Source organism: Streptococcus sp. 27098_8_23, from assembly GCF_041432195.1.
GTDB lineage: Bacteria > Bacillota > Bacilli > Lactobacillales > Streptococcaceae > Streptococcus.
In genome coordinates, this window is sequence record NZ_JAPVZF010000001.1 from 771639 (window position 1) to 792735 (window position 21097).

Genomic DNA, 21097 nt, shown 5'->3' on the forward strand with positions numbered 1-21097 from the left:
TCTTCTTAGATAGCAATGAATGTAATCATTTCAATCAAGTATCTAAAACAACTTACTAGATGACTTTCGCCACTAATTATTCTTCCTCAGATTTTTTTCTTTGTGCTAGAGAAATTAATCCCATACCTGATAAAGCAGCCAATAGACCAGCTGTCAAGTGAGATGTCTCCTCAGAACCCGTATTTGGAAGAGTTTTAGTAGTTCTTTCTTCTGTAATACCTTGTTGTTCTGGATTTTCAACTACAGGAAGTTCTACTACTGTTGGAGTATAGAATCCTGAAATGATATTTCCATTACGGTCTTTACGGATCACTTTCACACCTTTGGCTTGTCCTACAAAGTCTGCCTCAGGGGTAAAGTTGACGGTGCCATCTGGTGAGATTACATAAGTTCCTTCACCTGGAACGACTTTTTCAGTTGTTCCATCTTCAAAGGTTGGCGGAACTGTCAGATCGACATCACCTGTAAAGTTTGGTTTACCAGTCTGAGTTTGACCTTTAAGACCTTCTGATGTCGCATCACTCACTTGTGTTTGTCCAAGGACAGTTGGTGTGTAGCGAGCAGTAACTGCATTTCCATACACATCCAAACGTTTCACAACCAATCCTTTAGCTGTACCAACAAAGTCTGGTTCTGGTGTAAAGGTAATCTTACCATCTTTATCAATTGTATAGCTTCCTTCACCCGGAACAACCATAGTCGTGCTACCATCCTCAAAGGTTGGTGGTACAGTCGAATCGATATGTCCTTCAAACACTGGTGTTGCCACTTGTGGTTGGCCTTTTGCTCCTGTAGAAGCCGTATCATGACCAGTAGATGGATCTACAACTGTTGGGCGATAGCTTGCAGTAACTGGAGTACCATTCTTATCCTTGCGGACAATCGTTACGCCTGTTCCTTTTCCTACAAAATTAGCTTCTGGAGTGAAGGTCACTTTGCCATCTGGTGAGATTGCATAAGTTCCTTCACCTGGAATCACTTTTTCAGCTGATCCATCTTCAAATGTTGCTGCCACAGTTTCATCGATTGGAACAAGCGGATTACCACCTTCAAATGTTGGCGTACCTGTTTGAACAAGACCCTTAATGTTAACTGAAGAAGTATCTTTACCAGTTGGAGTCACCTTAGTAAACTCTGGACTGTAAGTCGCAGTAACTGGAGTGCCATTCTTATCCACACGTTTCACTGTAACTGGATCTGGGTTTCCAACAAACTGCTTGTCTGGAGTGAAGGTTACAGTTCCATCTGGTGCAATCGTGTAAGTTCCTTGACCTGGAATAGATTTCTCTTTGCTTCCATCTTCGAAGGTTGGCTCGACTGTTTCATCAATTGGAACCAGTGGATCACCACCTTGGAAGGTTGGAGTGCCTGTTTGAGGGACACCTTGAGGACCTGTGCTCGTTGCGTTAGTGCTGGTTGGAACTACTTCTTTCACCACCGCTTGGTACTTGACAGTAACAGGAGTTCCGTTGGCATCCACACGAGTCAATTCAAGTTCTGGTGTTTCACCTTTGAACTGTTTATCAGGAGTGAAAGTCACCTTACCGTCTGCATCCACTTCGAATTTACCAACATTTGGCACTTCTTTCACAGTTGTACCATTGTCAAATAGTGGAGTTGAATCAGCTGGGAATGGAACTGAGTCATGGCCTGGAGTGAAGGTCACTTTACCTTCTTGGACTTGACCTTGCAGACCTTCTGTCTTATCTCCCGTACCAGTTGGTGTTACCTTAGTGAACTCTGGACTGTAAGTCGCAGTGACTTCTGTACCATTCTTATCGACACGTTTGACTGTGACTGGATCTGGTTTACCAACAAACTGTTTGTCTGGAGTGAAAGTTACGGTTCCGTCTGGCGCAATCGTGTAGCTTCCTTGACCTGGAATAGACTTCTCTTTGCTTCCATCTTCGAAGGTTGGCTCTACTGTTTCATCAATTGGAACCAGTGGGTCACCACCTTGGAAGCTTGGGGTACCAGTTTGTGGAACACCCTGAGGACCTGTGCTCGTTGCACCGGTTCCAGTTGGAGTCACCTTAGTAAACTCTGGACTGTAAGTTGCAGTAACTGGGGTGCCGTTCTTATCTACACGTTTGACTGTAACTGAATCTGGTTTTCCAACAAACTGCTTGTCTGGAGTGAAGGTTACAGTTCCGTCTGGTGCAATCGTGTAGGTTCCTTGGCCTGGAATAGTCTTCTCTTTGCTTCCATCTGCGAAGGTTGGCTCAATTGTTTCATCGATTGGAACCAATGGGTCACCTCCTTGGAAGCTTGGAGTTCCTGTTTGTGGAACACCCTGAGGACCTGTACTTGTTGCACTGGTTCCAGTTGGAGTCACCTTAGTAAACTCTGGGCTGTAAGTCGCAGTCACTGGGGTGCCATTCTTATCTACGCGTTTGACTGTGACTAGATCTGGGTTTCCGACAAACTGTTTGTCTGGAGTGAAAGTTACTGTTCCATCTGATGCAATCGTGTAAGTTCCTTGTCCTGGAATAGTTTTCTCTTTGCTTCCATCTTCGAAGGTTGGCTCAACTGTTTCATCAATTGGAACCAGTGGATCACCACCTTGGAAGCTTGGAGTGCCTGTTTGTGGAACACCCTGAGGACCTGAGCTGGTTACGTTAGTTCCTGTTGGGGTTACCTTCGTAAACTCTGGACTATAAGTTGCAGTAACTGGGGTGCCGTTCTTATCCACACGTTTCACTGTGACTGGATCTGGGTTTCCGACAAACTGTTTGTCTGGTGTGAAGGTCACTGTACCATCTGGCGCAATCGTGTAAGTTCCTTGACCTGGAATAGATATCTCTTTGCTTCCATCTTTGAAGGTTGGCTCTACTGTTTCATCGATTGGAACCAATGGATCGCCACCTTGGAAGGTTGGAGTGCCCGTTTGTGGAACACCCTGAGGACCTGTGCTGGTTGCGCCAGTTCCTGTTGGTGTTACCTTGGTCACTGTTGGGGTATAAGTCGCAGTGACTGGGGTACCGTTCTTATCAACTCGTTTAACTGTTACTGGATCTGGAGTTCCGAAGTATTTCTTATCCGGCGTAAAGGTAATAGATCCATCTAGGTTAATGGTATACACACCCACACCTGGAACTGTTTTCGTGGACTGTCCATCTTCGAAAGTCATTGGTTTCGTATCATCAATTGGAACAGCCGGATTACCTTCTGTGAAGGTTGGGGTACCTTTTTGCGGTTGACCTTGGATACCTATGCTGGTTGCGTTAGTGCTGGTTGGAACTACTTCTTTCACCACCGCTTGGTACTTGACAGTAACAGGAGTTCCGTTAGCATCCACTCGAGTCAATTCAAGTTCTGGTGTTTCACCCTTGAACTGCTTGTCCGGAGTGAAGGTCACTTTGCCTTCTGCGTCCACTTCAAACTTACCGACATTTGGCACTTCTTTCACAGCTGTACCATTGTCAAATAGTGGAGTTGAGGCAGCTGGGAATGGAACTGAGTCATGGCCTGGAGTGAAGGTCACTTTACCTTCTTGGACCTGACCTTGCAGACCTTCTGTCTTATCACCTGAACCAGTTGGTGTTACCTTAGTGAACTCTGGACTGTAAGTCGCAGTCACTGGAGTTCCGTTCTTATCTAAACGTTTCACTGTAACTGGGTCTGGTTTTCCAACAAACTGTTTATCTGGAGTGAAAGTTACAGTTCCGTCTGGTGCAATCGTGTAAGTCCCTTGACCTGGAATAGATTTCTCTTTGCTTCCATCTTCGAAGGTTGGCTCTACTGTTTCATCAATTGGAACCAGTGGATCGCCACCTTGGAAAGTTGGAGTACCAGTTTGTGGAAGTCCTTGAGGACCTGTACTTGTTGCACCGGTTCCAGTTGGAGTCACTTTCGTAAACTCTGGACTGTAGGATGCAGTAACTGGGGTGCCATTCTTATCTACGCGTTTGACTGTGACTGGATCTGGTTTGCCTACAAACTGCTTATCTGGAGTGAAGGTCACACTTCCATCTGGCGCAATTGTGTAAGTTCCTTGACCTGGAATAGACTTCTCTTTGCTTCCATCTTCGAAGGTTGGCTCGACTGTTTCATCGATTGGAACCAGTGGATCGCCACCTTGGAAGCTTGGAGTGCCTGTTTGTGGAACACCCTGAGGACCTGTGCTCGTTGCGCCAGTCCCTGTTGGTGTTACCTTGGTCACTGTTGGAGTATAAGTCGCAGTAACCTCTGTACCGTTCTTATCTACACGTTTCACTGTGACTGGAGTTGGTGTACCAACATATTGTTTTTCTGGAGTAAAGGTGATAGAACCATCTGGATTGATGCTGTATTCACCCACACCTGGAACTGTTTTCGTTGACTGTCCATCTTCGAAAGTCATTGGTTTCGTATCATCAATTGGAACCAATGGATTACCTTCTGTGAAGGTTGGGGTACCCTTTTGCGGTTGACCTTGGATGCCATTTGAAGTGGCGTCTGTTGAAGTTGGGGTTACTTCTTTCACCACCGCTTGGTACTTGACAGTAACAGGAGTTCCGTTGACATCCACACGAGTCAATTCAAGTTCTGGTGTTTCACCCTTGAACTGTTTATCTGGTGTGAAGGTCACTTTGCCTTCTGCGTCCACTTCGAATTTACCAACATTTGGCACTTCCTTCACAGTTGTACCGTTGTCAAATAGTGGAGTTGAATCAGCTGGGAATGGAACAGAGTCATGGCCTGGTGTGAAGGTCACTTTACCTTCTTGGACCTGACCTTGTAGACCCTCTGTCTTATCTCCCGTACCAGTTGGTGTTACTTTCGTAAACTCTGGACTATAAGTTGCAGTGACTGGGGTGCCATTCTTATCTACGCGTTTGACTGTGACTGGAGTTGGGTTTCCAACAAACTGTTTGTCTGGAGTGAAAGTTACTGTTCCGTCTGGTGCAATCGTGTAGGTTCCTTGGCCTGGAATATTCTTTTCCTTGCTACCATCTTCGAAGGTTGGCTCCACTGTTTCATCGATTGGAACCAGTGGATCACCACCTTGGAAGCTTGGAGTGCCTGTTTGAGGAACACCCTGAGGACCTGTGCTGGTTACGTTAGTGCTAGTTGGGGTTACCTTAGTCACTGTCGGTTTATAATGTGCTCGGTAAGGAACACCGTTAGAATCATTTACTTGAACAGTAACTGGGTCCGGGGTACCAACAAAATTTTTGTTAGGTTTGAAAGTGACTTGACCTGTGTTAGGGTCTAACTCAAAAGTTCCAACTGGCTGACCATTGGATGTAGCAGGAACTGAGTTACCAGTAATAGGTTGGCCGTTAGCATCCACAAAGGTCGCAGGGCGTGAAGCATCTGGAGTCACTGGCGTTTTAGCTGGATCGCCATCATTAAAGATTAGATTTTTGTTTTGTTCTTGGCCTTGAACACCAGTCGATTCATATGTTGGTATCTTTCGAACAGTAGGAATGTAGCGACCATCCATATTGTTCAAAATGTCATTCTTATTTGGATTTGATGCATCAGTTGATTGCCAGTTAGTTGATGAACCGTTTGAGTCTGTACGACGAATATTAATCCCTTCAGCAGTTCCCGTAAAGTTAGCATTCGGTGTGAACGCTACATCGATATCATCACCATTAGCAGTCACTACATAGGTCCCTTCAGGACGCACATAAGTATTGCCGTTAGTTGGAGTCAAGACATTCCCTTGATTATCCAAAACCTGTGGCGCTTGGCTACTCATGCTAGCATTAGTTACAAAATCTGAACGATCTGGTCCTTTAGGTGTGAAGTGAACTGTAGCATTTTGTGTCTCACCTTGAAGACCAGTTGTTTCTTTCTTTTCACCTTGAGGTGGATAAGTACGACGAACCAACATGTCCTCAACTTCACCACTAAATGCCGTCCCGGTAGGCTTCTCAATATCACCTGCATTAGTCGCAATACGCACACGCATTCCAAGTTGGTCAACCAATCCACCACTAAGACTCGGAATTGCATTAAATGTTAAAGTGTGATCTCCATTAGCAGTTATTTCTTTAACCACACTGCCTTCATTATCATCAAATTTCCCGTTATTATTGAAGTCCACCCATGCTTTGACATATGCTTTAGCATTACCATTTGGATTAGCCTTAATCTTAAGGGTATAAGTGCCATTCTTAGCTTTGTTTAAATCCAAGAGGTCGTTAGTGTTGCTATATTGATCAGCAGTTAGCAATTGCTGCGGACCTTCATCTGAAACATCCTCACGATCATCAGAAGTCCAGTCATTTTTAGAATCCACATCGATATCTGCTTCTGTAGAACCTAAGTAAGGTTGCTTTATTTGAACATTTGTTATCGAATCGCGTGTAGAGATAGTATGATGAGCTTCACCGTAACTTTCTGGCGCATCACCACCATCAACTACCAAGAATCCCATCATAAGTGCCTGTTGCCCTGCGGTCGCAACATAAAAACCTACCTCAGAAGCCCCACGGGTCATTACAACTGGTACTGCTTTACTTGCTGAAACAATTGGTCCAAATACTTGACTACCCAGACCACCTGTAACTGTATCAGGACTCAAAAACTTATTCCAATCGATAGTCTTATCTTTTAGGATGAGTAGACCACCTCTTGTTGTCTTGTCAGCCTGCTTAACAAGTTCTTCAGTCGTAACAGTGTAAGGTCCTTTTGCACGAGGACCTTTCATCCATTCTCCTACGTATTCCCAACCTTCACCGTTAGTGGTAAAAATACCATATTCACCAGGGTTAGCATCTTCTCCATCAGCCATAACAACTGCTGGTTTTACTTTTTTTCCACGATAAGTGGCTTCTATTTTAAATTTAACCCCCCAGTTTACACCATCAACTGGTACGATAATTTGAGTTTTATGGCCTTTTGTATCAAAACCTTGTCCACCAATAGTACTCCATTTATCTTGTGGTTGACCTGATACAGGAGGTGGAGTTTTTCCATAATCTTTCCAGTTTTTTAAATAACTGTTTGTTGCATTTGGATCATAAGTTCCAGCAGATGAAGTTCCTTCCACACGCTTTTTATAAATTTCAGTAGCGTGGAATGGTTTAAGCTCAGTAACTGTCAAGGTAACTACATAACCAGGAGAAATTTCTTTCGTATAAGTAGTTCCAATCTTAAACCCTCCCTGAGGATCTAAGTTTTTCAAGCTTGCTGTATCAGAGAAATCAATCCAGTTAATTTGTTTTGCTAATTGTGTACTTTCTTTCTTCTCTGATTCAGACAATTCTGGTTTAGAGGTACGTGGAACAGGAGTCGCATCGTCCGCACCTGCATAACTAGCTGGTGCAACTGAAGTTGCCTGGGTATCACGACGAACTCTACGAGAACGTGTAGATTGTTCAGTAACACTAGACGTCTCAGTAGGTTCAGCAATTATTGGAGCAACTGCAGTTTCTGGTTTAGCACTCTCTGTAGATTTATCTTCTGGAGAAGTAACTGGTTTCTCAACAGGAGACTGTGATGTTTCAGAGATAACCGATTGGTCATTGTTCTTTTTATCAGCAGGCTCTGTTCCAGAATTTGAAGTTGCTGTTTCTTTAGTTGGTTGAGAGGATTCTACTACAGATGGTGTTTCAGACTTTTCCGATGTTTTAGAATCTGTAGCTGATATAGAAGTCTCTGTTGTGTTATCAAGGTTTGTTTTAGCTACCTCGTTTAAAGAGTTTGTCACACTCGTCTCATCAGCACTAACTTGAGTAGCTGCTCCCAATAGAACCAAGGTGGACAAGAGCACAGAACAAACACCTACATTTAGTTTTCGAATAGAAAACTTATGAAGGCGTGGATTAAATAAATCTTTCCCCATTATAATCTCCTTAATTATAATTTTATAACTCAGAACATTATACAACTTTTTTTATAGCTTCGCTACTAAGTAAACTTAAAAAATTTTAGTTATTATTTAAATTATAAAAGAAAAAAACTACGTATACTTAACTTCAATTATTATCTTGTTATATTTTTTCCTGCATTAAAATTTATATAATTTCTTTATTCAAATATTTTATAGTTTAAACCAAAATTATCAAAATTTCACTTCTAGCTTATAAGAATCAAAAAACCACTCACTCCAAAGAGCAAGTGGTTCGTGTAATTTTTATTTTTCAAGTAAGCTGAGCGCTTCTGCATCAGCGATAATAGTCACATCAGGGTGGTTTTGTAGACTACTTGCTGGGAGGTTCTCAGTCACTGGGCCAGATACTGTTCCAGCAATAGCTTCTGCTTTTGACTCACCGTAAGCAAAAAGAATAATTGACTTGGCATTCAAGATATTTTTAATTCCCATTGAAATGGCTTGAGTTGGAACGTCTTCAATCTTGTCAAAAAAGCGAGCATTAGCTTCGATGGTAGATTGATCAAGTTCTACTAGATGCGTTTGGCTATCAAATGGAGTGCCAGGCTCATTAAAGCCGATATGTCCATTGCGACCAATCCCCAAGATTTGCAAATCAACAGGATGGTCAGCTAAAATTTGATTGTAGCGTTCAACTTCTTCTTCAGCATTGTCCTTAACCCCACGAGGCAAGAAACTTTCTTTAAATGGTTTTTGGTTGAACAAGTTTTCCTGCATGAAGTAACGATAAGACTGTGGATTATTCCCATCAAGCCCCACATACTCATCAAGGTTCACACTGGTTAGATTTGAAAAATCAAGGTCACTCTCAACGATTTCCTTGTAAAACTCAAGCGGGCTGCTTCCTGTTGCAAGTCCTAATGTTTGAGCACCATTGGACAATTTTTCCTTCAAAATCTCAAAAGCTACTTTTCCACCTTTGACTTGATTCTCAACTTTTATAACTTTCATTTTATATCCTCCATGTTTCTATATTTATTATATGGTATAGACCAATTTTTGTCAAGTGAAAACGATTTAATTTCTAAAAAAAGAGCGTCTAAACTTGAAACATGTTATAATGGATAAGATTAGAAGTTAGAAAGAATGATGAAAAAATGAATACAGCTGATTTTGATTTCCACTTACCTGAGGAACTGATTGCCCAAACGCCACTTGAAAAACGAGATTCCTCCAAACTCCTTATCGTTAATCGTGATACGAGAGAAATGCAGGATAGACACTTCCACTCCATTATCGACATGCTGGAACCTGGTGATGCCCTTGTCATGAACGACACTCGCGTTCTCCCTGCCCGCCTCTATGGTCAAAAGGAAGAGACAGGAGGCCATGTGGAACTTCTCCTACTCAAAAATACTAGTGGTGATGAGTGGGAAGTTCTGGCTAAACCTGCCAAACGCCTCAAGGTTGGTACTCGTGTCAGCTTTGGTGATGGTCGCCTCAGCGCTGTCGTTACAGAAGAATTGACCCACGGGGGCCGCATCGTCCACTTTGAATACCAAGGAATTTTCCTAGAAGTTTTGGAAAGTCTAGGTGAAATGCCACTACCACCTTATATCCATGAAAAATTGGATGACCGTGAACGTTATCAAACGGTCTACGCTAAAGAGAGTGGCTCTGCTGCTGCACCGACTGCTGGACTGCACTTCACCAAAGAACTGCTAGCAGAAATCCAAGCCAAAGGTGTTCATCTGGTCTATCTCACTCTTCACGTCGGACTCGGAACCTTTAGACCTGTCTCTGTTGACAATCTGGACGAACATGAAATGCACTCGGAGTTCTACCAACTTTCTGATGAAGCAGCTGCTACCCTTCGCTCTGTCAAGGAAAATGGAGGCCGTGTCATCGCTGTAGGAACCACTTCTATCCGCACACTGGAAACCATCGGTTCCAAGTTTGATGGGCAAATCCAAGCAGATTCTGGCTGGACCAATATCTTTATCAAACCAGGCTACGACTGGAAGGTTGTGGATGCTTTTTCAACCAACTTCCACCTGCCCAAGTCAACTCTTGTTATGCTAGTTTCTGCCTTTGCCGGTCGTGACTTAGTCCTAGATGCCTATCACCATGCCATCCAAGAACACTACCGCTTCTTCAGTTTTGGAGATGCCATGTTTATCTATTAAGAAAATCCCTATTAGGAAACCTAATAGGGATTTTTCTAATTATTCCATGCTAAACTTTGGATCTTTCAAACTCTGAACACTGGCATTGATAACTGCTCCGATAATCAAAATCTTTGCAATGAGAATAAACCAGAACATCATAACCACCACGATAATGGAACTGAAAAATCGAACGTCAACTAGATGATTAACATAACTATTGACGTAGACAGAAAAGATATTCAATAAAAAGATAAGAGTTAGCAAGACAAAGACACTTCCTGGTAAAACATAGCGGATTCGTGGTGCTTTTACTTTTGGAAGGAAGTAATAGATCATAACTAGAATGGCAAAGATCAAGGCATAGACCAGAGGACCTGTAAAGTCTTGCAGGTAGGAAAATAACGGACTGTCTGATTGCCAGTAAGTTTTGAGAAGGTTGAGCAACATACGACCAAACATACTCAAAAACAAGGCTAGAGCAAAAAGAATCTGCAAGCCAAAACTAACAAGTAGACTCATCAACTGATGGGAGATAATTCCTCGACTCTTGGTCACCCCATAGGCTTTGTTAAAAGCTTTTTGGAGGAAATCCATTGATTTCGAAAAGGTCCAGAGTGCAGATAAAACGGCAAAACTCAGCAAACCAGTCGATGGTTGAGTCAGAACTTCTCGGACAATCTTGGCGACCACATCATACACCGTATCAGGCAAAAATTCCTTGATCGTAAGTAAAAAATTTGAGACCGGAATCTGAAAATAAGGCAAGATATTGACCATTATCATCAGCAAAGGAAAGATTGAAATCAACCAATAGTAGGCAACAGCGACACTGGTCAACTCGCTATCAGATGCTTGATAATAATGCAAAAAAGCTTTCAATAAGGGCCTGTCCATCAGCTCTTTCCACCACTTTTTCATGTTCCATCCTCCGTCATTTTCTTCATCATCTAAGTTCTTCTGATTAAATCTAGCATATCATAAGGTAAAGTATTTGCGGCCTCTTTCAGAGAATAATTTTCTAAATTATTCACATTTTGGCGTAGTTTTTTGGCATACTTGGCTGTTATCAGTTTAGCTTCTTCGTATTCAAAGATTGCCTTACGTTCGAGATAGTAGCCTCGTAGCATTTCATCGATATTGTTTGGCTTGATGCGATTGATAACCCGCTCAACAAAGGCACCGCTTCCGATAATGGCCGTCTCGCGTAGACGAGACTCTTGCATAAAACTAATCAGAGAACTCTTGTAAACCCCTTTTAGGTTTTCCAAACTCTCGATAATCAGCTCTGTATTTTCCAAATACAACTCTGAAATCTGATCATAGTCAACTGCTAGTAGTTTACGAGATTCTTCATTCATCCAACTACGGAAAGTTTTGCCAAAGGTAAACATTTCATGAAGTAGAAAGCGCAGTATCCGTAAGGAAACTAGGAAGTAATAAGTCACTCTAGAAGCGAAATTCCGATTGATACTCTGCTCCATGTTTTTTAGGTACCGTTGGTAAACTCGATAACCACGCTCGCTGATTCTATTTTCTTCGTAGGCTTGCTCCAAACCGTCACTCTCAATACTCAAGATAAGAAGCTTTAGGGATTCCCAGTCCTCTTGGACTCTCTTATTTTCCAGACTAAGGATGAGGTTTTCAATCCGACCATGGTAATTATCAATAGCTGCATAAAGAGGAAGTTTGTTCTTGTGATGGTCCAGCTCTTTTTCTAATTCTGCAGCTACATCATTCAGAATCGCTATATGCATCAAATGATCCTTGCTTTCCTCTTGTTCTTCAGATAAGTGAGGGAGAACCAATAAACCTGTTAGAAAGCTCAATAGTGTAACGCCTGCTACAAGGAAGAGTAACAGAGGATATTCCTGCTCCAAATGACTTGGTATGAGGAGAATGGTCGCGATAGATACTGTTCCTTTGACACCAGAGAAGGTCAAAAGAAGCATATCTTTCATGTACTTATGAATTTTTTTCTTAAGTCGACGCGTCCTCACAAAGTAAAAACCAGCAATCATGATAAAGCGGATCGCAAAAAGCAAGAAGGTCAGAACGACAACTGAAAGCAGTAAAAGAAGGGGATTGTAGAGAGAATTAGACAAAATTGGCTCTGCTATCAACTCTAATTCCATTCCCAAGAGAACAAAGACTGATCCATTTAGCATAAAGGTCACGGTGTGCCAGACGGTCTCCGTCACGGTGTCTACCTGAGCCTCAAGGAGCGTAATTTTCTTAAAGCGACTGGCCTTCAAAATACCTGCAACCACTACTGCGATAATCCCTGAAACATGAAACTCTTCTGCAATGAAAAAGGTCATGAGTGGCAAACTTAGCTCTAGCAATAGTTCACTGGCTATATCTATCGCTCGTACACTCAGCAAAAAGCTATGCAAGAAACGATTGACCATAGCCGTCACAAAACCGACTACAAAACCACCAAAGATAGAAAGTGCTAGGGAAGTTCCTGCTTGGCTGAATGAAAACGTTCCTGTTGTCCAAGCAGCAAGAGCCATCTGAAAGGCAACCAAACCAGAAGCATCATTTAAGAGTCCTTCCCCTTTTAGGATATTAGAAACCCGTTTGGGAAAACGAAAACGTTCAGAAAGAGATGCAAAGGCAACCAAATCTGTTGGCCCAAGTGCCGCTCCAACTGCTAAACAGGCCGCCAAAGGAAGAGTCATCCAAAGGAAGTGAGCCATGCCCCCCAAGCTTAAGGTCGAGATAAAAATCACAGGAAAGATCAGAAAGACGACAATCCGCCAATGCTTCAAAATGGACGTAATATCCGCTTCTTCTGCCTCCCGGAAAAGTAAGGGACCAATAACCATGGCTAGAAACAGCTCTGTATTGAGATGAAAGTCCGCATCGGGAACAAATAAACCAATCCCAATCCCCAAAAGAATTTGTACAAGAGGAAGGGGCAAAAAAGGGAGAAGTTTATTGGTCGTGGTTGAAATGATTAAGACAAATAAAAATAGAATCAAGTAAATGAGTAATTCCACACAATTCCTCCTTAATCTTTTTTACAACAAGATTCAAAAATCTCCTTTTGCTCTTGGATTTTCTGATCAATCTTAGAACAGTCTTTGTGCTCAATTTTTTTCTGGCATCGTTCCATTTCAAGAGCCACTAATTTTTTCTTAATTTTAAGCATTTTCTTGCTCATATGTGCTTCGTCGAGCACCCCGACTGCTCGCTCGTGATGCGTTGACTCGACAAAATTTTGGCGCATTGCCTCAAGCTTCTCACGAAGGTATTGTTTATCCATGTCTATACCTTTCTAATTTTTCAATCATAACTAAAAACGGTGGATTATTAACTTGGTTGAGAGTCCGATAAATGGCAGCTGTATACTCTTGTTGGTTCAACTGGCTAACAAACTCCAATACAGCATCCCTCTCGGTGTCTCCTCCTTCATGACCATAGTAGATCATGATAGCAATCCGCCCCCCTTTGACAAGCAAATGACACAGCTTTTCTAATGCTTCGATAGTAGTCTGAGGTTGGGTGATGACGGATTTGTCAGCAGAAGGCAGATAACCCAGATTAAAAATCCCTGCCTTAGCTTCTGTCACAAACTGGTCTAGTGTCTCATGACCTTGCAAGATTAACTGGGCATTTGTCATACCTGCCTGATCCAAACGCTCTTGGGTTTTCTCCAAAGCCTGCTCCTGGATATCAAAGGCATAGACTTTCTTAGCTAGCTTGGCTAGAAAAAGGGTATCATGGCCATTACCCATGGTCGCATCCACAACAATATCCTCTTTTGTCACGACTTCCGCTAAAAAATCATGTGCCATCTCAAGTGGTCTTTTCATTTTAAAACTCCTGTTTTACAGCCTTGCATCCTTGCACACTTCCACGACGTCGCATCTCAGTTTCAATAGCATTTAGCACTTCCCATTTATTGAGGCTCCACATAGGACCAATCAGCATATCTCTAGGTGCATCTCCTGTAATTCGATGGATGACGATATGCTTAGGAATGATTTCTAGTTGGTCACAAATGACCTTGACATACTCATCCTGACTCATCAGTTGCAAGCGTCCTTCGTGGTAATCTCGCTGCATCCGTGTATTGGTCATGAGGTGAAGCAAGTGCAGTTTAATTCCTTGAATATCATTATCCGTGACGCAGCGGCGGACATTTTCAATCATCATCTCATGAGTCTCACCAGGCAAACCATTGATCAAATGGGAAACAATCTCAATCTTAGGATATTTCCTCAAGCGTTTGACCGTTTCCACATACAATTCATAAGAATGGGCACGGTTAATCAGCTCAGATGTTGCTTCAAAGGTTGTCTGTAAGCCCAATTCTACCGTCACATGCATGCGTTCCGACAACTCAGCCAAATATTCGATGGTTTCATCGGGTAAACAGTCTGGCCGTGTTCCGATATTGATTCCTACTACACCTGGCTCGTTGATAGCCTGCTCATAACGTTCCCGAATCACTTCCACCTTTTCATGGGTGTTGGTAAAGTTTTGGAAATAAACTAGATACTTTTTAACATCTGGCCATTTGCGGTGCATAAAGTCAATTTCCTTATAAAATTGCTCACGGATAGGGGCATCCGGTGCCACAATGGCATCTCCAGAACCTGAAACCGTACAAAAAGTACAACCACCATGAGCTACAGTTCCATCACGATTTGGACAGTCAAATCCCGCATCAATAGGAACTTTGAAAGTCTTTTCTCCAAAAAGTTTTCGATAATAATCATTCAAGGTATTATAAGATTTCATAACTTTCATTATAACAAAAAACACCTACAATCTCAAAAGCCTGACTTTCCTACAAATTCCCTTGTTTCTCATTTCCTTTAGCGTTTTTTTATGATACAATATGGGTATGATTTTAATGAAAATAGCATCTATTTTATTATTGATATTAACCTTGGTGGTTTGCTTTATTGTCACCAAGCTTTTTGGACTTAGGAAAATAGGATTTAATTTCGCGGATCTAGCTTTTCCACTTTTGGTATTTGAGTACTATCTGATTACTGCTAAAGCCTTTACCCACAACTTTCTACCGCGACTTGGAGTCGCACTTTCTCTCCTAGCAATCCTCCTTGTAATCTTTTTCCTTGTCAAAAAACGAAGTTTTTATTACCCTAAATTCATCAAATTCTTCTGGAGAGCCGGTTTTCTCCTTACCTTAATCATCTACATTGCTATGATTGTCGAATTGATGATGCTCCCATAAAAAACATTCCCTCAGACAGCTGTCTAAGGGAATATTTTTATCTTCATACTTACTTTCTAAGCTCTACCAAGATACTTTTTCTTATTTCCTAAATGTTAAGGCGTAGAATTTGCCATCCCAAAGAAGTTTCATTTCCTTTTCCTTAACTTCGCTTGGAACAGCATTCTCAATTTCACTCAAATCAACAGTAGCATCTTTGAAATAATCCTTACTAAAATGATTTTTCTTATATTGCTGATCCACATAGTCAGCCGTCTCATCTGCGATTAAAATTTTTGTTCCTGGCTTCGCCACTCGTAGCATTTCCTGCATAGCCTTGGCCTTATCATTGAAAAAATTGATTCCGCCAATATGGTAGACAATGTCAAAACTATTATCCGCAAAGGGTAGATCCTCCGCGCAAGCATGGAAAAGTTGCAGATTGGTCTTTTTAGCGCAAGATTTCTGGCATTTTTTTAGCATACTGATAGAAATATCCACCCCTACAAAGTCTAAACTTTTCAGGTCAACTGTATCAGGAATATAACGTAGGTCTTGGCCAGTCCCGATAGAGACATAAAGAACAGATAAATTATCTTTCCATTCTATTTCCTCCATCAGATCCCTTCTCAACTTATCAATTGCTTTGCCGTGGAGAAGTGGTCCTATCCATTTCTCACTCATATCGTACCAGCGAGCCATACGGTTATACATGGTCATGTATTTAGCATTATCTCCAGATAGATAATCAGGATTAAGAGACAGATAGATAGCCCCTTCTTTTTGAAAATTTTCCACCTCTAAACCTGCCTTCAATTTATCTTGTAATCTTGTTTCAATCATATGCAACATCTCCTTTTCTATTTGTCACCTATTATAGAGGAATTCATCGCAAAAACAATAGCTTTTCAGTAAGTGGCAACTATCCACTTGTATCCGGTAGTAGAACCAGGGTTAGTTACAAAAAAAACAAGTGCCAATTTCCATTGACACTTGTTTCTACTTTTAAACTGTGTTGCAACATTTCGTGAAAGATACCGTTTAAAAAACTTAATCTTCTTTTTTGCGTCTTGCCAAGAATCCTGTTCCCAATCCAAGAAGTGCGATCCCAGCTACTAGAGCCGCTTGGTTAGACTCGCTTCCTGTATTAGGTAATTCCCCACCTTTTTTAGGCTTACCTGGTTCATTTGGTTTACCAGGTGTTGGTTTTTCAGGAGTGTGCGTATTTGTAATGTTGTAACCTTCTACTGAAGCTGTATAATCATCTGGAACATTCACTTCTTCAACAGTGTAGGCAATCTCCTTACCTTCTTGATAACGATCAAGACCTGTAAACTCATAAGTCCAGCCACTTGTTTCTGACACTGTAGCTGTCTGACCAGTTTCCTTACCATCTGCAAGAAGTTTTACGGTGATAGATGCTGGACGGATGCCATCTTTGTTATCTTCATCTTTCCAGATCTTATGACCTTTTACAGCTGTTTTTTCTGGAGTATGTTCGTTGGTAATGGTGTACTTGCCATCCTTATCTGTAGTGATGGTTGCTTTGTATTCTGTCATAGCAGTTTCTTTGACAGTATACTTGATTTCTTTACCATTCTCATACTTAGGAAGTTTTTTAGATTCGAACTTCCAGCCAGTTTTTTCTGAAACTTCAATTTCTTGAACAACCTTGTCGCCGTTAAGAATTTGAACTTTCACAGATGTTGTACGTTTACCGTCTTGGTTGTTGTTATCTTTCCACACCTTAGTTCCTGAAAGAACAACTGTTTCTGGGTTATAGGTGTTTGTCACTACTTGACCAGTCACAGAGGCTTCGTAACCAGCTGGTACATCCACTTCCTTGATAGAGTAAGTGATTTCTTTACCAGCTTCGTACTGTGGAAGATTTGTGAAGGATGCTACCCAAATGTTAGCGTCCGTCTTATCCTTAGCTGTCAAGGTTAATTTCTTACCTTCAACAGCTACTGGATCTGCATCTCCTACTTTTTTATAAAGTTGAACCGTTACGGACTCAGGACGTTTACCATCTTGGTTGTTCGCGTCGTTCCATACTTTTGTTACCTTGTAGTCGATTTCTTTAGGAGCATATTTGTTTGTGATGGTAAAGTCTGTAATAGTCGCTTCGTATTCTGCTACGGCTTCTTCTGTTACAGTGTATTTGATTTCTTTACCAGCTTTATATTTTGCTAATTTTTCGAATGTAGCAGCCCATGTTCCATCTGCAGCAGCCTGAATTTCTTTCGAATCAACTTTCTTACCGTCTGCTAAAAGATTGATTGTAATCTTAGTTGGACGTTTGCCATCTTGGTTATTAGCGTCATCCCAGTTCTTAGTTGCTTTTACATCAACTGTTTCTGGTGAATAGCTATTTGTGATGGCGAATCCAGATGCAGCATCACCAGTAATTTCAGAAGTGTAACCAGCAACAGTTACTTCTACTACCGTGTACTGGATAGGTGTTCCGCCTTTATCAGCATCAATGTCTTTGAAGCTTCCAGCCCAACCATTTGCTTCAGTCAATTCAAGTGTTTTACCAGTATCTTGACCATCTGCAAGCAATTTAACTGTGACAGAAGATGGGCGTTTACCATCTTGGTTGTTCTCGTCCTTCCATACTTTCTTCACAGGAACTTCCGTTTTTGCTGGAGTGTAAGTATTCTCGAAAGCTTTTTCATCATCGTAAGAAACAGTTGCTTCAAGTGCACCTTTACCCTTGTCCGCTACAGTAACTGTAGCCGTAACAGTTTTAGTGTCGTACTTGATGCCTGTATCACTGCCAGCTTTTTCAGCAATTTTAAAGGTATAAGTCCCTGCTTTGTCGAATTCCAATTCTGAGAAAGCAATGTTTCCGTCTTTGTCATTCTTCACAGTTTCTTTCACCTTACCATCTTGGTCTGTTAAAGTGAATTCAAACTCTTCAGCCTTCAACTCACGTCCTGTAAGTTTTTTATTAGCTTTAATCTTAGCTTTAGCTTTGCTACGTTTATTTGTAACTGTTTTGATAGCTCCATCTTGTCCAACAGTCATCTCAAATGGAGTAGGATTTAACTCATATCCCTCAGGAGCCTCAATCTCGGTTACTGTAAAGTTCCCTTTCTTGATATCACTTTCTGAGTAAATAGATGACTCAGCAATTCCGTCATCATTTGTCGTTACAATTTCTTCTTTAGCCGTAGCTCCTGCCGGAGGAGTAATCTTGAATTTTGCTCCTTTTAGACGGTCATGAGTCAGCTCGTCGACCTTGTAAAGAATGATACGGTAACCTGTTTCCAACTGAATTGTACCGCCAGAAGCAACGACTGAGTTTCCGATTTGCTTAACGACTGTCTTATTACTATAGTCGTCATATGTTAGAATCTGGTCATCACCCTTCATTTCAGCATTGTTTTGGACTTGTGTGCCATCAGCTGGAGCACTTGTTTTATAATTAATTCGAAATGCTGCTGGTTTACCGTTCTTCGCAAGAATTGAAGATGCATTGTTAATTGTTAAAGTAAATTCTGTGTAAGAATCATTCCATTTTACTTGGTAATCCTTACCAGCTTCTAAGACAACCTCATCTTTAAAGTAATAATATTGATCATACCAACCTGCCGTGACGCTAAATGTTTCAGGAATCATCTGCATTGGCGAAGCGTTTGGATCTACCCAGTCATGAATTTCAATTTTATTATAGGCTGCTTGTTTCGGATTAACACGAACATACCAGCTGTGTAAGTATTTTCCACTCTTATTTAGAGCCTTGGATGTCCAATCCTCTTTGTAAATCAAACCATGATATTTATTGAAATTAGCTCGACCGATTCCTTCAGAATAATCAGCCGTATCACCTTTTTTAACCTTGATTTGATGGGTGATTTCATTTATGGTTTCCGTCTTATCAAAACGGAGCGTTTCATTGCTTAATTCATTTTTAGAACTAAAACCAACAAAGAAATTTCCTTTAACGTTTTGGACTTGATAGCCACCTTTTTTCTCAAGATAGGTTTTCAGATTTTTTAATGTAATAGTCGCCTTACCACCATTATTATCCCCGTTTGATACAATTTGAGTTTCTCCGATAACGAGATCTGTTTCCTTATCTTTTAAATCAAAAGTTTCATTTCTAACAGTTAAAGGGCTCGGAACAGTAAAGGTAAAGGTATCACCGTCCTCTAATTTACCATCATAGGCGCTCAAATCGTAATCAACAGTGAATTTATAATTTGAATAGTTATGATGTTCAGGAGAAAGTGTATAAACACCATTCGCATCTGGTTTTATAAACTTACCATTATCAACCTCCCAAATTCCAATATTACTGATAACGTTCTTCAGTTCCTTTGCTTGAACTGAATTTGGAGCAAAGATTATCCCTAGCAAACAGGCCAGAGAAGTTAGGATGGGTAACCAAAATTTCTTGTTCTTCATAATCTTCCTTTCTAAATTACCGAAAACATTAAAACGACAAACTATGATTATAAAACCTCAACACTCATCTCCTTTCGAATTCGTTGAAATCCATGAGGGTTATTGAATACGTTACATCATATTAACATGTTTCATAACTATATGTGAATGCATTATTTATCATATTTGTTCTATTTTTAATATAGAAACCTCCTTTAATTTCATTATAAAACAAAATTAACTTTTTTTGTAATATTATGAGGTTATTGCCTTTTGAAAATATTGACACAGTGTAAAATTACTGCCATAAAAACTAATTCTTTCATCAGACTGAAGTTTCTTTAAGTATAGTGTACACTTACGAACAACTTCTCTTTTAAACAAACAGAAAGAAACATTGCACAAAACATTCCATTTATTTATAAGTTTGATGCATCTTAATAATTATCCAAACTATTTTATATAAGTAAAACTCAGAAGAAATCTAGCAATAGTCATATCCCATCCTGATAAATAGTTTAATTTAGCATATTTCATTATTCTGAACCATAAAAAAAGACCAGGGGGTTATCCCTGATCTTTCTTTACTGTACTTATTGGCTACTAAATGAGATTAGTCTTCTTTTCTTCGTTTAGTTGCTACAAGACCTGCACCTAAAGCTAGAAGAGCTAAACCTGCTGCTAATGCAGCTTGTCCAGATTCACTTCCAGTGTTTGGTAGGTTAGGATTTTCTGGTTCAGTTTGGTCCGTTACTACTAACTTACCATCCTTAAACTCAACCTGATTTCCACTAGCATTTACCACTGTTACAGTTCCGTCGTAGTTAACTTGGAATGTAATATCTGTTACTGCTAAGTATCCAGTTGGAGCGGCCTCTTCATGGAAAGTATATACTCCTGGAGTCAAATCAAGTACATGTGATTGATTGGCCTTTGAAGTCCATTCAGCCACAGGACTACCTGCAACTTTTTCTCCACGGAAAATTTGGATTTTTGCGCCCGCGATTTCTTCACCTGCTAGATTTACCTTGCTGAAGGTAATCTTACGTGGTAGGTCGTCGTCTTTGTCGGTTACAGTTACAGTTGAACCGTTTGTGGCAACTTTGTTTTCTTCACCCTTAGAGTCTTTTTCTCCAACATTTGTCACTTCCACTGTGCCGTCGTGTTTGACTTGGAAAGTGATGTCCGTTACTTTGAGGTAACCTGTTGGGGCTGCTTCCTCATGGAAGGTGTAAGTACCTGGTGCCAAGTTGAGATCTTTAGACTTACCAGCTTCTGAAGTCCAGCTTTCTACAGCTGTACCTTCTGCCTTATCGCCCTTATAGATCTTGATTTGAGCGCCTGCGATTTCCGTACCACCAAGGCTAACCTTACTGAAGGTAATCTTACGTGGGAGGTCATCGTCTTTATCGGTTACAGTTACAGTTGAACCGTTTGTGGCAACTTTGTTTTCTTCACCCTTAGAGTCTTTCTCACCAACGTTTGTCACTTCCACTGTGCCATCAAGTTTGACTTGGAAAGTGATGTCCGTTACTTTGAGGTAACCTGTTGGAGCTGCTTCCTCATGGAAAGTGTATGTAC

At 41.0% G+C, this 21097-nt stretch carries 12 protein-coding genes; 2 read left to right on the forward strand and 10 right to left on the reverse strand.

Features of this window, described 5'->3' with window-relative positions; all coding sequences use genetic code 11:
- Positions 1 to 76: 76 nt before the first annotated feature.
- Both O3652_RS03835 and O3652_RS03840 read right to left on the reverse strand, forming a co-directional pair.
- Positions 77 to 7780: an Ig-like domain-containing protein gene (locus O3652_RS03835; RefSeq protein WP_371590076.1), complete on the reverse strand. Its 7704-nt coding sequence runs from the start codon at positions 7778 to 7780 to the stop codon at positions 77 to 79.
- A 291-nt stretch (positions 7781 to 8071) separates the two neighbouring features.
- A complete protein-coding gene (locus O3652_RS03840) occupies positions 8072 to 8779 on the reverse strand; it encodes a glucosamine-6-phosphate deaminase (RefSeq protein ID WP_125413734.1) in 708 nt (235 codons plus the stop codon).
- A 146-nt stretch (positions 8780 to 8925) separates the two neighbouring features.
- On the opposite strand from O3652_RS03840, the gene queA reads away from it, so the two are divergent.
- Positions 8926 to 9954, forward strand: coding sequence for a tRNA preQ1(34) S-adenosylmethionine ribosyltransferase-isomerase QueA (gene queA, locus O3652_RS03845; protein WP_371590078.1), 1029 nt, complete (start codon positions 8926 to 8928; stop codon positions 9952 to 9954).
- 39 nt (positions 9955 to 9993) lie between these two features.
- Here the strand turns inward: queA and O3652_RS03850 are convergent, their stop codons facing one another.
- The 5 genes from O3652_RS03850 to O3652_RS03870 are packed head-to-tail and all read right to left on the reverse strand — an operon-like array spanning position 9994 to position 14694.
- Positions 9994 to 10854, reverse strand: coding sequence for a YihY/virulence factor BrkB family protein (locus O3652_RS03850; RefSeq protein ID WP_000759520.1), 861 nt, complete (start codon positions 10852 to 10854; stop codon positions 9994 to 9996).
- A gap of 29 nt (positions 10855 to 10883) precedes the next feature.
- The gene (locus O3652_RS03855; RefSeq protein ID WP_371590079.1) at positions 10884 to 12938 is read right to left on the reverse strand and encodes a cation:proton antiporter; all 2055 of its coding nucleotides are present in this window, start codon (positions 12936 to 12938) and stop codon (positions 10884 to 10886) included.
- An 11-nt stretch (positions 12939 to 12949) separates the two neighbouring features.
- Positions 12950 to 13204, reverse strand: coding sequence for a hypothetical protein (locus tag O3652_RS03860; RefSeq protein ID WP_000361094.1), 255 nt, complete (start codon positions 13202 to 13204; stop codon positions 12950 to 12952).
- On the reverse strand, positions 13197 to 13754 hold the full coding sequence (locus O3652_RS03865) for a class I SAM-dependent methyltransferase (RefSeq protein ID WP_070567047.1): 558 nt from the start codon (positions 13752 to 13754) through the stop codon (positions 13197 to 13199). Before O3652_RS03865 ends, O3652_RS03860 begins: the two co-directional genes overlap by 8 nt.
- 1 nt (position 13755) lies before the next feature.
- Positions 13756 to 14694, reverse strand: a complete 939-nt coding sequence (locus O3652_RS03870; protein WP_070567050.1) for a TIGR01212 family radical SAM protein — start codon at positions 14692 to 14694, stop codon at positions 13756 to 13758.
- A gap of 91 nt (positions 14695 to 14785) precedes the next feature.
- Here O3652_RS03870 and O3652_RS03875 point away from each other — a divergent pair, with 91 nt between their 5' ends.
- On the forward strand, positions 14786 to 15145 hold the full coding sequence (locus O3652_RS03875) for a DUF3397 domain-containing protein (RefSeq protein WP_008281343.1): 360 nt from the start codon (positions 14786 to 14788) through the stop codon (positions 15143 to 15145).
- Between the two features lie 81 nt (positions 15146 to 15226).
- Here the strand turns inward: O3652_RS03875 and O3652_RS03880 are convergent, their stop codons facing one another.
- The 3 genes from O3652_RS03880 to O3652_RS03890 all read right to left on the reverse strand — a co-directional run.
- Positions 15227 to 15967 carry a class I SAM-dependent methyltransferase gene (locus O3652_RS03880; RefSeq protein WP_125413738.1) on the reverse strand — a complete coding sequence of 247 codons (741 nt, stop codon included), beginning with the start codon at positions 15965 to 15967 and terminating at the stop codon, positions 15227 to 15229.
- Positions 15968 to 16174: 207 nt separating this feature from the next.
- A complete protein-coding gene (locus O3652_RS03885; RefSeq protein ID WP_371590080.1) occupies positions 16175 to 19537 on the reverse strand; it encodes a Cna B-type domain-containing protein in 3363 nt (1120 codons plus the stop codon).
- A gap of 592 nt (positions 19538 to 20129) precedes the next feature.
- On the reverse strand, positions 20130 to 21097 hold a 968-nt coding region (locus O3652_RS03890), incomplete at its 5' end, for a collagen binding domain-containing protein (RefSeq protein ID WP_371590081.1).